The organism is uncultured Merdimonas sp., from assembly GCF_963929015.1.
Lineage (GTDB): Bacteria > Bacillota > Clostridia > Lachnospirales > Lachnospiraceae > Merdimonas.
On record NZ_CAWVHE010000011.1, the window covers coordinates 25,573 to 41,687 of the forward strand.

Here is a 16,115-nt window from a genome sequence, read left to right on the forward strand (position 1 = left end):
TTTGCGCGGAATGCAAAGGGAAAGAAAAGGGGTATAGGAAATTTGCCCTAAAAAGAGTTTGTTTTTCTGGTACTCCTGCCTATTGACAAATTTATAACATTGGGGTAGATTTAAGACAAACAGATTAGACTAAAGTTCAAACTGAAGTTCAAACTACGGTTTGTACAAAAATTTCACAGGAGTGTGTGATGAAAAACATAACCAATATACAGAAATTTTCAATCCACGATGGAGATGGGATACGCACCACCGTTTTTTTTAAGGGATGTCCGTTAAAGTGCACCTGGTGTCATAATCCGGAGACACAGCGTTTTGAGAGAGAGATGCAGGTGGACAGGGAAAAATGTGTGGGCTGCGGCGCCTGTGCTGCGGTCTGTCCTGCCGGGGCGGTACGGATGGAGGACGCCCGCCCGGTACTGGATACGGAAAAATGTACGCTCTGCGGCAAGTGTGAGAACTTCTGCCCGGCAGGGGTGCGGGAGATCATCGGCAGAGAATACACGGTAAAAGAACTGGTAAAAGAGCTGATGAAAGATCAGATGTTTTACGAAGAGTCCGGCGGAGGCGTCACCCTTTCCGGCGGCGAAGTGATGACTATGGATATGGATTATATTCTGGCAGTGGCAAAGGAGCTGAAACGTCAGGATGTGACGCTTACCATCGACACCTGCGGATACGTTCCATATGAGAAGTTTGAAAAGATCCTCCCTTATGTGGACACTTTTCTATATGACGTAAAGGTGATGGATCCGAAGCTTCATAAAGAATATATGGGAACAGACAACAAACTGATTCTGGAGAATCTGGTCCGTCTGGCTCATGACGGGGCAAGGATCTACATCCGCATTCCCACGATCAAAGAGGTCAACGGGAACGAGCAGAACATGAAGGAGACCATCGCTTTCCTTCAGGAACATGATATTCATCCGGCACAGGTCAATCTGCTGCCTTACCACGATACCGGAAGCGGCAAGTACCGGAAGCTGGATATGGAATATAAAGGAACCAACCTGCATGCACCGGACAGAGAAGAAATGGAAGCATTTGTTTCCCTGTTCGTGGACGCAGGATTCAAAAACACCAAAATAGGAGGGTAAACATGGGAACATTACGCGGTATGAATGAAAGAATTCAGAAGTTGAGAGAGATCAGTGTCAACACACCGGTTCACATTGATCTGGAGCGGGCGAAGATTGAGACAGATTTCTACAGGGCAAATGACGGAAAGTATTCCATTCCGGTCATGAGAGCTATGACTCTGAAAGAGTATTTCTCCAAAAAGACACTGTATCTTGGAGACGGAGAACTGATTGTGGGAGAAAAAGGTAAAGATCCCCAGGCTTCTCCTACATTCCCGGAGCTTTGCTGCCACAGCGAAGAAGATATGATTGTTATGAGCGAAAGAGAACTGGTGTCCTTTAAGACTACAGAGGAAGACCGCAAGCTCCAGAGAGAGGAGATCATTCCTTACTGGACAGGAAGAAGTATGAGAGAAAAACTGCTCTCCAGAATGACTCCGGAGTGGCAGGAGTGCTACCATGCAGGTATGTTTACTGAGTTCATGGAGCAGAGAGGACCGGGACACACCTGTGGTGGAGAACAGGTATTTACTACCGGATACATGGATTATAAAGAGAAGATTAAAAAGACCATGGATGAGCTGGATTATATCAACGATCCGGAAGCTCTGAACAAATGCGAAGAGCTGAAGGCTATGGATATTGCCTGCGATGCGGTGATCATCCTTGGCGAGCGTTATCACAAGCTGGCTCTTGAAATGGCAGAAAAAGAGGAAGACGAGACCAGAAAGGCAGAGCTTCTTCAGATCGCGGCCAACCTGGAAGTTGTGCCGGCACACAAGCCGCAGACTTACTGGCAGGCTATCCAGCTGTACTGGTTCACCCATCTGGCAGTTACCACAGAGCTGAATCCGTGGGATGCGTTCAGCCCCGGAAGACTGGATCAGCATCTGTATCCGTACTATCAGAAAGATGTGGAGGACGGCATCCTTGACGATTACAGAGCAAAAGAGCTTCTGGAGTGTCTGTGGGTAAAATTCTACAACCAGCCGGCTCCGGTAAAAGTAGGAATCACCCTGAAAGAAAGCGCTACCTATACAGACTTTGCAAATATCAATACCGGCGGCGTAACTCCCGACGGACAGAATGGTGTCAATAACGTAAGCTACCTGATCTTGGACTGCATGGACGAGATGAAGCTGGTACAGCCCAACTCCAACGTAACCATCAGCAGAAAGACACCGGCCAAGTTCTTAAAGAGAGCCTGCGAGATTTCCAGAAAAGGATGGGGACAGCCTGCATTCTACAATACAGAAGCGCAGATCATGGAGCTTGTAAATGCCGGAAAGTCTCTGGCAGACGCAAGACGCGGCGGTTCCTCGGGCTGTGTGGAGACCGGAGCATGGGGAAGTGAAGCTTACATCCTGACCGGATATATGAACATTCCGAAGATCTTCCAGCTGACCCTGTTCAACGGATTTGACCAGTACAGCGGAAAACAGCTTGGACTGAAGCTTGGCTATGCAAAAGACTTTAAGACCTTTGACGAACTGTGGGCTGCATTTAAGAAGCAGCTGGAGTACTTCGTAGACGTGAAGATCCGCGGCAACAACGTGATCGAGAAGCTCTACGCACAGGATATGCCGGCTCCCTGCCTGTCTGTTGTGACCAACGACTGCATTTCCAATGGAAAAGATTACAATGCAGGCGGCGCAAGATACAACACCAGCTACATCCAGGGCGTAGGTATCGGAACCGTTACTGATTGTATCGCAGCCATCAAGTACAATGTATATGACAAGAAGAACTTTACCATGGAAGAGCTGATCGAGGCCATGGAGCATGACTTTGAAGGTTATGACGCAATCTACCGTATGGTTCATGATAAGACTCCGAAGTATGGCAATGACGACGATTATGCAGATGAGATCATGCAGGATGTATTCGAGCTTTACAGAAGCACCATTACCGGACGTCCGAACATGAGAGGCGGAAAGTACGGCGTAGATATGCTGCCGACCACCTGCCATGTATACTTTGGCGATGTAATTCTGGCAACCGCAAACGGAAGAAAAGCTCACAAGCCGGTATCCGAAGGTATCTCTCCGGAGAAATCCGCAGATACAAACGGACCGACCGCAGTCATCAAATCCTGTGCGAAGATGGATCATCTTGCAACAGCCGGAACTCTTCTGAACCAGAAGTTCACACCGGACGTAGTAGCAGGAGAAGAGGGGCTTGACAACATGGCCAGCCTGATCCGTTCCTATTTTGCAATGGACGGACATCACATCCAGTTCAATGTGGTTGACAGACAGACCCTGATCAACGCTCAGAAGCATCCGGAGGATTACAAGGATCTGATCGTCCGCGTAGCCGGATACAGCGACTTCTTCCGCAACCTGGATAAGCCGCTTCAGGATGAGATCATTAACCGTACCGAGCAGTCCTTTAGCTAAGAATGGATGTGGAAACATATTTTCCGGTGATCCGGAAACTGACAAAAGAACAGCGCGCGCTCCTTCTGGAATCTGTGACAGAAAAGCAGATTCCAAAAGGAACCGTGATTTATGACGGAACTACTGGGTGCACCGGCCTTCTGGCGGTGCGCTCAGGTCTTCTTCGGGCTTATATTCTGTCAGAGGAGGGCCGGGAGATTACGATTTACCGGCTGTTTGAACGGGATATCTGCCTGTTTTCGGCGTCCTGCATGCTGCAAAGCATCCAGTTTGACGTGAACATTGAGGCGGAACAGGATACGCGGCTTCTGGTGGTGCCGGCGGGAGTCTGGCAGAGTCTGTGCCAGGAATCAGCAGCTCTTGCGAACTTTACCAATGAGCTGATGGCAGACCGGTTTACCAATGTCATGTGGCTGATCGAACAGATTCTTTGGAAGAGTCTGGATAAGCGGGTGGCAGAGTTCCTTCTGGAAGAAATGACGGTAGAAGATTCGGAAGTCCTAAAACTCACTCACGAGATGGTTGCGGCGCATCTGGGTACGGCAAGAGAGGTTGTGACAAGAATGCTGCGGTATTTCCAGAACGAGGGGATCGTAAAACTGTCCAGAGGGACGATCGAGATCCTGGATGTGGCGAAGCTGGAGGCAGTTCTGGAAGAAAAGTAAGAAACTGATAAAAAGAAAAAGCGCACAGATCCTGGAGGGGAGACTGTGCGCTTTCTTTTTTTCGGGGGTTTTTGCTGGAGGGATGTATGGCCATTTAGATCATCTGTAGGATCTGCTCTTTTGGTTTTGCGCCGGTAGAGCGGTTTACCATCTCTCCGTTTTTGAAAACGGCCAGGGTGGGGATACTCATCACCCGGAACTGTCTGGCCAGTTCTTTTTGTTCATCGACGTTGATCTTGCAGACCTTGATGTCGGAACGCTCATCGGCGATCTCGTCCATGATGGGAAGGACCATCTGGCAGGGGCCGCACCAGGATGCCCAGAAATCTACGAGTACCGGTTTGTCGGAATGTAATACTTCCTGCTGAAAATTTTCTTTATTGATATGAATTGCTGACATATATGTGTCCTCCTTTGTTTTGGTTTGTTTTGTTTTTTGTTGTGTTAAGAATACCAGAGATAACATTGTCTTTCCGTGACAAAGTCACTATAATAGAAAGAAATAAATAGAAAAGCTGGGAAAAGGTATGAAAAAGTTAAGTTTCAAAGAAACCATTTTTGTAGCAAGTATGTTATTCGGGATGTTTTTCGGGGCAGGGAACCTGATCTTTCCGGTGTCTATGGGGCAGATGGCAGGAGAGCATATCTGGCTGGCTGCCCTGGGATTTCTGGTAACCGGCGTGGGACTGCCGCTTCTTGGCGTGGCGGCTCTGGGGATCAGCCGGGAGACCGGCCTTCTGGGTCTGGCAAGCAGGATCGGGAAAAATTATGGGGTCTTTTTTACCTGCGCCCTGTATCTGACCATCGGACCATTTTTTGCCATCCCAAGATGCGCGTCTGTTTCTTATACGGTAGGTATAGAACGGATCCTGGAGGGGAAGGATCAGACGCTGTGGCTGGCCGTCTTTTCCTTCCTGTTTTTTGCCATTGTGCTGTTTTTCTCCTTAAGACCCGGAGAGATCCTGACCTGGATCGGCAAGGTGCTGAATCCTTCTTTTCTGGTGATCCTGGGACTTCTGGTGGTGGTTGCGCTGATCTCGCCCATGGGAGATCCCATGACCATGGCTCCGGAAGAAGGGTATGAAAGCGGCGCTTTATTTACCGGTTTTCTGGAGGGGTATAATACCATGGACGCGCTGGCGGCCCTTGCATTCGGGATCGTGGTGATCGAAGTGATCCGTAACCTTGGAGTGACGGAACCGGGACAGATCGCCAGAGATACGGTAAAGGCAGGGATCTTCAGCTCCATCCTGATGGCGCTGATCTATGTGCTGGTTACGCTGGTAGGCGGACAGAGCCGGGGAGAGTTTGGCATCAGCAGCAATGGCGGAGAGGGTCTGGCGCTGATCGCAGATCATTATTTTGGCGGAGCCGGTATGTTTATCCTGGCCCTGATGGTGACACTGGCCTGCCTGAAAACGGCGATCGGTCTGATCACAAGCTGCAGCGAGACGTTTTCCGAGATGTTTCCGAAGTTTCCGGGATATCGGTTCTGGGCGGTATTGTTCAGCGTGGTCTCTTTCCTGATCGCCAATCTGGGACTCAATGCCATCGTGGCTTATTCTGTGCCGGTATTGATGTTTTTATACCCGCTGGCTATTGTTCTTGTGCTTCTGACCTTATTTGGAAGCTGGTTTGACAATAACCGCCATGTACTGCGCTGGACCATTGCATTTACTGCGGTGGCAGCCCTGGCGGATTTCCTGCGGGCGCTGCCGGAAGGTACGCAGGATGTGCTGCACACAGCGCCTGTGACAGATATGCTGGGCAATGTGATCCCGCTGTCAGAGCTGGGATTTGGATGGATCGTTCCTGCGGCCGCAGGATTCGTGATCGGACTGATCGCCAGCAGGCGGCACGGCGTGGAGAAATAGAAATATCCAAAAACGGATAAAACGGATAAGAACCCCCGAAAACGGTTGACGCATGGAGGCGTAGGAGGTATGATAATAAAAAGGGGGATTTGGATGCTGTACGAAAAACTAAGTGAGAGAAAAAAAGAATTAGGCATGACTACAGAGCAGCTTTCCCGGCTGTCAGGGGTGCCGGTGGGAACGATCAATAAGATCTTAAGCGGAGAGACAAGATCGCCCCGTTATGCGACCTGGCAGGCGCTTGAAAGGGTTCTGTATGGAGCAGTAGGATCAGAGACAGGAGGCGCAGAGGAGAGCCGGAATGTGCCGGGGGGATCCTGGGACATGGCTTATGGAAATCCTCCGGACGCAGTCAGGGAAGTGGTGGCTCCTTATCTTACGAAAAGACAGGGCGAGTATACGGTGGAGGATTACCGGAAACTGCCGGAGGATGTGCGGGCAGAGCTGATCGATGGAGAGCTGATATTTCTGGAGGTGCCCACTTTTACGCACCAGGAACTTGTCACGGAGCTTCTGTTTGAGATAAAACTGTACATTCATAAAAATAAGGGACCCTGCCGGGTGCTCCCATCGCCTCTGGACGTACAGCTTGACTGTGACAACCGGACCATGGTGCAGCCGGATATCGCACTGATCTGCCAGAACGAAAGAATCACAAGAAAAGGGATCTATGGAGCGCCGGATTTCTGTATTGAGATCGTGTCGGACTCCAGCAGGAAAAGGGATTACGGGGTCAAGATGCAGAAATATATGAATGCCGGAGTCCGGGAATACTGGATTGTGGACCGGAAGAGGGAAAAGGTCGTCTGCTACTGGTTTGAGGGCGATGACGCGCCGGAGATCACCATGTATTCCTTCCGGGACAGAGTGCCTGTCAGAATCTATGATGGCAGTCTGGAGGTGGATTTCCCGGGGATACTGGAGCGGCTGTGGAAGGAAGCGTAAAAAGAAAAAGGAGATACGAAGGAGAAAGAGGCGGAAGACCAGGTTGGTCCTCCGCCTTGTGAGTTCGGATGCTATATTTAATTGGCCGGGGTCCCGGCGGAAGGCATCTGGTAGTAATGTGCATAGATCCCTCCAAGTTTTAACAGCTCTTCGTGGGTGCCCCTCTCGGCAATGGCGTTGTCCGCTACTACCAGGATCTCGTCCGCATTCTGGATGGTGGACAGCCGGTGGGCGATCGTAATGGTGGTACGGTTGTGGGAGAGGGTGTCCAGGCTCTTCTGGATCCAGCGTTCGCTTTCGTTATCCAGGGCGCTGGTAGCCTCGTCCAGGATCAGAATCGGCGGATTCTTTAAAAAGACTCTGGCGATCGAGATCCGCTGTTTCTGTCCGCCGGAAAGCCGGGTACCCCGCTCGCCGACATAGGTGTCGTAGCCGTCGGGCAGACTTACGATAAAGTCATGGATATTTGCCCTTTTCGCTGCATCTACAATCTCTTCCATAGAAGCGCCGGGTTTGCCGTAGGCGATGTTATCCCGGATGGTTCCGCAGAAGAGATAGACGTCCTGCTGAACGATTCCGATCTGGTTTCTGAGGGAAGAAAGGGTCAGTCCCCGCACGTCTTTTCCGTCGATCAGAACCCGTCCGCCTGTGACGTCATAGAATCTTGGCAGCAGGTTGCAGATTGTGGTTTTGCCGGATCCGGAAGGCCCTACCAGAGCAATGGAGCGGCCGGCAGGGATGTCGAAGGATATGTTGGACAAAACCGGGGCGTCGTCGTCCGGATAGTGGAACGATACATTTTCATAGGTGACATTTCCCTTAACATCCGTAAGCGGTTTTGCGTCCGGGGCGTCTTTGATCTCGATCTCGGTGTCCATAACGTCCAGGTAACGGCGGAAACCGGAGAGCCCTTTTTGCATCATTTCCATCAGCTCTACCAGGATCTGGATGGGGCTGATAAAAATACCGATATAGAGAGCGTACATAGACAGATCCACCACATTCATCTGTCCCTGGGCGATCAGATAACCGCCGTATACCAGGGTCACCAGGTACATCATGCCCTGGAAGAACAGGTTGCCGCCGGTGAAATCGCCCATACATTTGTAGTTGGCGTTTTTGGACATCAGGAATCCGTGATTGCTTTTTGCGAATTTTTTCCGTTCAATGTCTTCGTTGGCAAAGGACTGAACGACCCGGATGCCGGCCAGGGTATCCTGGAGACTGGCGTTGACGTCGCCGATCTTTCGCCGGTTGTCGATAAAGGTTTCCTGCATCCGTTTGTTCTGGCTGATGGAAAAGATCAGCATGCAGATGACCAGAACGGACAGAGGGATGGCGAGGCGCCAGTTGATCAGGAACAGGAAGATAAAGGATCCGATGATCTTGATCAGGGAAATGAACAGGTTTTCCGGGCCGTGGTGGGCGAATTCGGCGATGTCGAAGAGGTCTGTGACCAGTTTGCTCATCATCTGGCCGGAATTGTTTTGGTTATAGTAGGAGAAGGATAACTTCTCGTAGTGGTCGAAAAGCCGGGCTCTCATATCCCGTTCCATGTAAGCGCCCATCATATGGCCCTGGTAGCTGACATAGTATTTACACAGGCTCTGGAGCACATACATAATGAAAAGTCCGATGCCAATGGGGGCAAGGGCCGCAAGGATCTCTTCTCTGCTTCTGGTGAACAGGCCGTTGATGGCGCCGCGCAGAAACTGAGGATACAGAAGATCCACAATGCTGATGAAGGTGGCGCACAGAAGATCCAGGAAAAAGACTGTTTTATACGGCCCGTAATATTGGATAAATCTCTTTAAAGTACGCATGATACCATAACTTCCTCTCTGAATAATATGTTTAGCACCTTATTATAACACCGGAGCATGGGGAAAGGTCAACCATTTGCACAGGAAAATCTGTGAAAAAACAGGGGTTGTTGTTGCGGAGAAGGCGTCTGCGTAGTAAAATAAATGCAGTTTGGAACAGAAAGACTGGTGAAGGAAAAAAATGAAAGTATTGATCATAGACGGCCAGGGCGGCGGCCTGGGCCGGCAGCTGGTAGGTGCAGTAAAAGAGAAGTGTCCGGAGGCGGAAGTGCTGGCGGTGGGGACCAACAGTACAGCCACAGGCGCTATGCTCCGGGCAGGAGCAGACCAGGCGGCAACCGGGGAAAATGCGGTGCTGGTGGCATGCCGGAAAGCGGATGTGATCATCGGGCCCGTCGGAATCGTGATCGCGGATTCCATGCTGGGCGAGATCACTCCGGCTATGGCTGTGGCAGTGGGACAGAGCCGGGCCAGGAGAATCTTGCTTCCGGTGAATCAGTGTGATAATATAGTAGTTGGCGCCGCGGATCTCAGTATGGCGGATAAGGTGCGGGAGGCTGTAGAGCTTCTTGGCCGATAGACAAGTGGTTATAAAAAATAAAATTGCGAAAACATACCAGGGAAGGGGCAGGATTTTACGATCCGGCCACTTCCTTTTGGATTGGAAAAGATGGAGGAAACGATGTGGGTTGTAGATAAATATATTGACTATGTGAAAGAACAGACCATTGCAGATCCCAGGAAGAGCTGGGGGAAGATGTTGCTGGGATTTCAGGCGAACAAGATCCGGACAAAGATCCTTCCAAAGAAAAATCTGGCGAAAGGCTATCAGAAGCTGGAGACCATGATGATGTCCTTTGTGGCAGATGCGCTGTGCCAGCCGGACAGATATGTGTGGGGGAATATTTTCTCGCCCTGTGAGCTGATCCGCTGTTTTGGATTAAAAACGCTGTCCATTGAATGTCTGTCCTGTTATTTGAGCGGTTATCATCTGGAAGATTATTTTATTGATTATGCACAGAATACAGGGATTGCGCCTACGCTTTGCTCTTATCACAAGACTTTTGTGGGAGCTATTGACAGCGACGCAGTACCGGTGCCGGACTACGCGGTTACCACGTCGCTTTCCTGTGACGGCAACCTGAATACCTTCCGGTATCTGGAGAAGAAAAAGGGCGTGCCTTTTACATTTCTGGACGTACCCTATGAAGACGACGGGGCATCTGTGGAATATCTGGCAGAGCAGCTGCGTGGCTTCGCCCATGAACTGGAGGAACGGTTTGCTGTCAGATTTGACGAAGAGAAGCTGAAGGAATCGCTGCGGATTGAAAATGAGACCCGCAAAGAGCTGGTAGAGTTTTTCCGTCTTCAGAGCGAGCATTATTATCCGGGGGAACTGATCAGCCACCTCTATATGATGATGGGCATGCATTTACTTATCGGTACACAGGAATTCCTGGATCTGATCCGGTTTATGAATGAGGATATCCAGATTTATCCGAAATTTGAAGGGAAGAAGATCCTGTGGGTACATTTGCTTCCGTTTTATCAGGAAAGTCTGCAGAAATGTTTTAATACCAATCAGAATTACCAGATCATTGCCAGCGATATCATTCTGGACTCGGCGGAGAAGCTGGACCCGGAGCGCCCCTTCCACTCGCTGGCCCGGAAGATCATCCACAACATTTACAATGGATCCTATTCCCACCGGGCATCCATGATCGGCAAGTTATGCGATACCCTGCATCCGGACGCAGTGATCCAGTTCTGTCACTGGGGCTGCAAGCAGTCCTCCGGCGGCAGTATCCTGTTAAAAGAGGAAATGCAGAAAAAGGGGATCCCCATGCTGATCCTGGACGGCGACGGCATTGACAAGCGCAACAGCCACGACGGACAGATCAAGACCAGGCTGGAGGCATTTCTGGAAATGTTAGATGTGGAGGAGGAGACGCGATGATCGGATATATCTGTAAATACGCTCCCATTGAGGTGCTGGAATCCATGGGGGCAAAGATGGAGCGGATCGAGCCGGATGTGACGAATTTTAGCCAGGCGGAGATCCGGATGCACCCGAATATCTGCAGCTTTGCCAAAGGTGTGCTGGAGACGGTGATGGAGAAGGATTATGAAGGGATCATTCTTACCACCTGTTGCGACAGTATCCGGCGGTTGTATGATGTGCTGAAAGAAGAATTTCCGGATAAATTTATCTATATGCTGGATACGCCAAGGCTGGTGAAAGAGGTTGGCGTTGACCTCTATGAGCAGAGGATCCGCGCCATGATCCGGGCTTATGAAGGATTTTCCGGGAAATCGTTTGATGAAAAGGTGTTCCTGGAATATTTGAAGGGGAAAGAAGAACCACAGCAGAACGGAGTGAAGGACCGTTCGTTAAATATCGGAATCCTGGGCGCCCGGGCCAATGAGAATATCGGGAAAATCCTGGAACAGCGGGGCGCCAACGTGGCCTTTGACCTGACCTGTACCGGGGTGGGCAGAAGGCTGTTCTGGGATGAGAAAGAGCCTTTGAAGGAATACGCCAGAGGACTCCTTAGCCAGTTCCCCTGTATGCGGATGGAGCAGGCGGCCAACCGGGACGAACTGATCCGGCGGTACGCAGACAGTGTGGACGGGATCATTTACCACACTGTCCAGTTCTGCGACAATTATGCTTATGAATATGCCTGGCTGAAAGACTGGCTGAAAAAGCCCCTGCTGCTTCTGGAGACGGATTATACAAAGCAGAGTTACGGGCAGATCCTGACAAGGATCGAGGCATTTCTGGAATCCTTACAGAAAGAAAATATGCAGAAAAAAGGAAGAAAACCAGCGAAAAAAATGGAGGGAAAGAACAGGATGTACGTACTTGGAATTGACAGCGGATCTACGTCCACCAATGCGGTGATCATGGATCAGGACCGGAAAATGAAGGCATTTTCTGTAGTCCGCACCGGAGCCAAATCCGGGGAAAGCGCAGAGAAGGTATTAGAGGATGTGCTGGAGAAGGCAGGACTTTCCAGAGAGGATATTTCCTGGATCGTATCCACAGGATACGGCCGGGTCAGCATTCCTTTTGCTGATGAAAATGTGACGGAGATCAGCTGCCACGGCAAGGGCGCGCATTATTTTAATCCGCAGATCCGGACCATTCTGGACATTGGCGGCCAGGACAGCAAGGCTATTAAGTTAAGTGAAAACGGAGAAGTCAAAGACTTTGTCATGAATGATAAATGCGCCGCCGGGACAGGGCGTTTCCTGGAGATGATCGCCCGGACTCTGGAGGTAAGCCTTGACGAGCTGGGGGCCATTGCTCTGACTTCTACGGAAGAGATCGAGATTACCAGCATGTGTTCTGTGTTCGCGGAGTCAGAGGTGATCTCTCTGATCGCCAATAACAAGGAGAAAAATGATATCTCCAATGGAGTCTGCAACGCCATTGCCGGCAAGGCTTACGGCCTGCTGCGCCGCGTAGGCCTGGAGCCGGGATTTATGATGACCGGCGGCGTGGCTAAGAATCCGGGCGTGGTGCGCGCGGTAGAAAAAAAACTGGGAGAGAAACTCTACATCTGTGAGGAGCCGGAAATCGTAGGAGCCACCGGGGCGGCGCTGTACGCACTGGAGCAATACGAAGGGTAGGTAAGAAAGTGTCAAATGGGGACGGGGGATTTTTAAAAATCCCCCGTCCCCATTTGTTGCAGAACTGCAAAGACTTTCAGAAGATTTACAACAGGTACTGGGCATGTTAAAATATAGGGGCAGAAGGAGGAGCGTGTGAATATGTGTCAGGCATTGGAAGAATGGTATCAGGATGCGTTGAAAGAAGGAGAAGTAAAAGGAAGGGAATCGGCCTGGAAGAGGTGCGCGGTATTCTTGAGTAATAAAACGGTTGCCGGCAGTTTTTCTATATGGTAGTATTAGAAAAGAGCTCCGGCAGGAAGCCGGAAGATGCGTCAGAAGACGTGAGGATTATGATACAGAAGTTTTATCAGATATAAATGGTTGCCTTATGGCAACGGAGATACAGGTTGACAGGAAAGATATCAGGAAGGTATCTGTTTTCAGGAGAAAGCAGACATCTTCCTGTTTCTATTTGTAAGGAGGAAAGAAGGTATGACATTACAGGAGTTTTTTAAAGAAGCCCCCAAAGCCGCGGTGGCCTTTTCCGGCGGTGCGGACTCTGCCTTTCTCCTGTGGGCGGCCAGGGAATACGGTGCGGATGTCCGGGCCTATTATGGGAAGACGGCCTTCCAGCCGGCCTTCGAACTGGAGGACGCCAGGCGGCTGGCGCGGGAATTGCAGGTGCCGATGACTGTGATCGAAGAGGATATCCTGGCGGTGCCGGAGGCGGCGCAGAACGGCCCGAAGCGCTGTTACTACTGCAAACGGGCGCTGTTTTCCAGCCTGCGGGAAGCCGCACGCCGGGATGGATACCCGGTGCTTCTGGACGGGACCAATGCTTCCGATGACGCGAAAGACCGGCCGGGCATGCAGGCGCTGCGGGAACTTCAGGTGCGGTCGCCTCTGCGGGAATGCGGGATCACCAAGGAACAGCTGCGGCAGATGTCTAAAGAAGCCGGTCTGTTTACCTGGGAGAAGCCGGCCTATGCCTGCCTGGCTACCCGGGTGCCCACGGGGACGAAGATCACGTTAGAGACCCTTAAAAATGTGGAGCAGGCGGAAGAGATCCTGTCAGAGATGGGATTTGCGGATTTCCGGGTGCGTATTTGCCAGGAGGGAGCAAGGATCCAGGTAAGAGAAGAAGAGATGGCGGATCTTCTGGATCAGCGGGCAGTTGTTAAGGAGCGGTTAAAACCGCTGTTTCCCGCGGTATTGATGGATCTGGAAGCCAGGAAGCCATCCAGATAGAAGGAAGGAGAAGCAATGGATAATAAACATGACATTTTAGAATTGCTGCGCCAGGTGGCGGATGGAAAGGTGTCACCGGAGAACGCCATGCTGGAGTTAAAGGAGGCGCCCTTTGAAGACCTTGCCTATGCCAAGATCGATTTTCACCGTAGCGTCCGCCAGGGAGCCGCGGAGGTGATCTACGGAGAGGGAAAGACGCCGGAGCAGATCAAAGGGATTGTAGAACGGATGGGCGAGAAGGGGTGCCGTAACATTCTGGTGACCCGGATCAGCCAGGAGACCGGAGACTATCTGTCCCGGTTTCTCCCCATAGATTACCACAAAATTCCCCGGCTTGGGATCGCATTTCCGGAAGACCGGCCGGGACGGGGAAATATTGTGGTGGCCACCGGAGGGACCAGCGACATGCCGGTGGCAGAAGAGGCGGCGCTGACTGCCGAGGCCATGGGAAATCATGTGACCCGGGTTTATGATGTGGGCGTGGCGGGACTTCACCGCCTGCTGTCTAATCTGGATATTCTCATGCAGGCCCGCTGCGTGATCGCAGTGGCAGGCATGGAAGGAGCCCTGGCTTCCGTGGTGGGCGGACTGGTGGACTGCCCGGTGATCGCGGTACCCACAAGCGTAGGCTATGGCGCCAGTTTTGGAGGCTTGTCGGCGCTTCTGTCCATGCTGAATTCCTGCGCTTCCGGGTGCAGTGTGGTGAATATTGACAATGGATTCGGGGCCGGGTATCTGGCCAGCCGGATTAATCAGATGGAAGGGATCAAGGAGGAATAACAGATGCGGACATTATATATCGAATGTAACATGGGGGCAGCCGGTGATATGCTGATGGGCGCCCTGTATGAACTGCTGGAAGATAAAGAGGGATTTCTGAAGACCATGAACAGCCTGGGACTGCCCGGCGTGCATGTGGAGGCGGAGGCGGGAAAGACATGTGGGATCGCCGGAACGCATATGCGGGTGACAGTACACGGGGAAGAAGAAACTACCTGTGGACACGACCATGGCCATGAGCATGACCACGTCCACAGCCATGAGGATTCCCATACGCATGAGCACATTCATAGCCACGATCATTCCCATCCACAGGAGCATAACCACGAGCATAGCCACGAGCATCACCGCCACCATCATCATGCCACGCCGGGGCATATCAGGGAACTGATCGACACCCTGTGCCTGCCGGAGGAGGTAAAGAAAGAGGCCAGAGCGGTGTATGACCGGATCGCCCGGGCAGAAGCCAGGGCTCACGGCTGCCCTGTGGGAGACGTGCATTTCCACGAGGTGGGAGCCCTGGACGCGGTGGCAGATGTGACTGGCGTATGTTATTGCCTGTATCTTTTAAAGCCTGAGCGGATCGTGGTTTCCCCGGTCCATGTGGGAAGCGGCACGGTGCGGTGCGCTCACGGGATCATGCCGGTTCCGGCGCCTGCCACAGCCAACTTGCTGGAGGGAGCGCCAAGCTACGGCGGAGAAATCCGGGGAGAACTGTGTACGCCTACCGGAGCTGCGCTTCTTACCCAGTTCGCGGATGCTTTTGGCTCGATGCCGGTGATGACAGGCGCTGGCGTGGGGATCGGGATTGGAACGAAAGAATTTCCTCAGGCCAACTGTGTGCGGGTATTCCTGGGAGAAAGCCGGGAGTCGGAAGCCGCTGGCATGGAAGCTGGGGAGACTGGCGTAAATGGCAGGATCACAGAACTGATCTGCAACCTGGACGACATGACGCCGGAGGCTCTTTCCTATGCCTGCGGCCGGCTTCTGGAAGCAGGAGCGCTGGACGTGTATACCCTTCCCGGCACCATGAAAAAAGGCCGCCCCGGCCATGTGCTGACGGTGCTGTGCGAAGAAGGGAACGAAGAGGAAATGGTCCGGAAGATATTCCGGGAGACAGCCACCAACGGAGTGCGGGCCCGCCGGTGTGAGAAATATTTTCTGAAGCCGGGGGTGGAAAAGGTTTCTATGCCCTGGGGAGAGGTGCGGATCAAGACCGCTTCCGGATACGGTGTCACTCATAAGAAACCGGAATACGAAGATGTGGCGAAGATCGCCAGAGAGCAGAACCTGCCCTGGGGGAAGGTGCGGGATGAGGTGATCCGCCGGACGGACATTGACGGACAGGAGGAGAAATAAGTGAGGCGGTTTACGGCAATCATCCTTACAGCAGGACTTGCGACAGGCCTCTTGGCAGGCTGCGGCGGGGAGCTGCAGCGGTTCTGCCTTGCCAGAGCGCTGCGCCCGGGCGTAAGATTCCTTCTCTGCGATGAGATCACCGCCATGCTGGATCTGGTGACCCGGGCCCGGATCTGGAACTGCCTCATGGAGGAGGCAAAGAAGCGGGGACTGGGGCTTCTGGTGGTGAGCCATGATGAAAAGCTGCTGGGGAAAGTGTGTACCAGAGTGGTGGAACTGTAAGAAAGATGTTTTAGAAGGGTGTCATGTTTTTTAGAAACAGGAT

General features: G+C 51.9%; 14 protein-coding genes and 1 pseudogene. 13 read left to right on the top strand and 2 right to left on the bottom strand.

Annotated elements, in window-relative coordinates; translation table 11 throughout:
- Positions 1 to 188: 188 nt before the first annotated feature.
- Genes ABGT54_RS05350 through ABGT54_RS05360 form a run of 3 tightly spaced genes read left to right on the top strand, consistent with a single transcriptional unit; the run spans position 189 to position 4,143 of the window.
- Positions 189 to 1,097, top strand: a complete 909-nt coding sequence (locus tag ABGT54_RS05350; protein ID WP_346663144.1) for a trans-4-hydroxy-L-proline dehydratase activase — start codon at positions 189 to 191, stop codon at positions 1,095 to 1,097.
- Positions 1,098 to 1,099: 2 nt separating this feature from the next.
- Positions 1,100 to 3,478 carry a trans-4-hydroxy-L-proline dehydratase gene (gene hypD / locus ABGT54_RS05355; RefSeq protein WP_346663145.1) on the top strand — a complete coding sequence of 793 codons (2,379 nt, stop codon included), beginning with the start codon at positions 1,100 to 1,102 and terminating at the stop codon, positions 3,476 to 3,478.
- A gap of 2 nt (positions 3,479 to 3,480) precedes the next feature.
- Complete coding sequence (locus ABGT54_RS05360; RefSeq protein ID WP_346663146.1) at positions 3,481 to 4,143, top strand: Crp/Fnr family transcriptional regulator; 663 nt, start codon at positions 3,481 to 3,483, stop codon at positions 4,141 to 4,143.
- Between the two features lie 94 nt (positions 4,144 to 4,237).
- Here ABGT54_RS05360 and trxA read toward each other — a convergent pair whose 3' ends face one another.
- Positions 4,238 to 4,609 (bottom strand): thioredoxin, encoded by a 372-nt coding sequence (gene trxA, locus ABGT54_RS05365; RefSeq protein ID WP_204932084.1) that lies wholly within the window; start codon positions 4,607 to 4,609, stop codon positions 4,238 to 4,240.
- 61 nt (positions 4,610 to 4,670) lie between these two features.
- Between trxA and brnQ the strand changes: the two genes are divergently transcribed.
- Complete coding sequence (gene brnQ / locus ABGT54_RS05370; RefSeq protein WP_346663147.1) at positions 4,671 to 6,017, top strand: branched-chain amino acid transport system II carrier protein; 1,347 nt, start codon at positions 4,671 to 4,673, stop codon at positions 6,015 to 6,017.
- 93 nt (positions 6,018 to 6,110) lie between these two features.
- Positions 6,111 to 6,962, top strand: a complete 852-nt coding sequence (locus ABGT54_RS05375) for a Uma2 family endonuclease (RefSeq protein WP_346663148.1) — start codon at positions 6,111 to 6,113, stop codon at positions 6,960 to 6,962.
- 77 nt (positions 6,963 to 7,039) lie between these two features.
- Here ABGT54_RS05375 and ABGT54_RS05380 read toward each other — a convergent pair whose 3' ends face one another.
- A complete protein-coding gene (locus ABGT54_RS05380) occupies positions 7,040 to 8,785 on the bottom strand; it encodes an ABC transporter ATP-binding protein (RefSeq protein ID WP_346663149.1) in 1,746 nt (581 codons plus the stop codon).
- 181 nt (positions 8,786 to 8,966) lie between these two features.
- Here ABGT54_RS05380 and ABGT54_RS05385 point away from each other — a divergent pair, with 181 nt between their 5' ends.
- From ABGT54_RS05385 to ABGT54_RS05420, 8 genes and pseudogenes are all read left to right on the top strand, one after another.
- Entirely contained in the window at positions 8,967 to 9,365 is a 399-nt protein-coding gene (locus tag ABGT54_RS05385) for a DUF3842 family protein (protein WP_346663150.1), read from the top strand.
- A 102-nt stretch (positions 9,366 to 9,467) separates the two neighbouring features.
- The gene (locus ABGT54_RS05390; RefSeq protein WP_346663151.1) at positions 9,468 to 10,742 is read left to right on the top strand and encodes a 2-hydroxyacyl-CoA dehydratase family protein; all 1,275 of its coding nucleotides are present in this window, start codon (positions 9,468 to 9,470) and stop codon (positions 10,740 to 10,742) included.
- Positions 10,739 to 12,421, top strand: coding sequence for an acyl-CoA dehydratase activase (locus ABGT54_RS05395; protein WP_346663152.1), 1,683 nt, complete (start codon positions 10,739 to 10,741; stop codon positions 12,419 to 12,421). The genes ABGT54_RS05390 and ABGT54_RS05395 overlap by 4 nt, the downstream gene beginning before the upstream one ends.
- Positions 12,422 to 12,556: 135 nt before the next feature.
- Positions 12,557 to 12,697: a hypothetical protein gene (locus tag ABGT54_RS05400; RefSeq protein ID WP_346663153.1), complete on the top strand. Its 141-nt coding sequence runs from the start codon at positions 12,557 to 12,559 to the stop codon at positions 12,695 to 12,697.
- Between the two features lie 198 nt (positions 12,698 to 12,895).
- Positions 12,896 to 13,651, top strand: a complete 756-nt coding sequence (gene larE / locus ABGT54_RS05405) for an ATP-dependent sacrificial sulfur transferase LarE (protein ID WP_346663154.1) — start codon at positions 12,896 to 12,898, stop codon at positions 13,649 to 13,651.
- A 15-nt stretch (positions 13,652 to 13,666) separates the two neighbouring features.
- Entirely contained in the window at positions 13,667 to 14,431 is a 765-nt protein-coding gene (gene larB / locus ABGT54_RS05410; RefSeq protein WP_106789040.1) for a nickel pincer cofactor biosynthesis protein LarB, read from the top strand.
- 3 nt (positions 14,432 to 14,434) lie between these two features.
- Positions 14,435 to 15,790, top strand: a complete 1,356-nt coding sequence (gene larC / locus ABGT54_RS05415; RefSeq protein WP_346663155.1) for a nickel pincer cofactor biosynthesis protein LarC — start codon at positions 14,435 to 14,437, stop codon at positions 15,788 to 15,790.
- A 45-nt stretch (positions 15,791 to 15,835) separates the two neighbouring features.
- A pseudogene (locus ABGT54_RS05420) lies at positions 15,836 to 16,072 on the top strand (ABC transporter ATP-binding protein); the annotation flags it as partial.
- Positions 16,073 to 16,115: the final 43 nt, after the last annotated feature.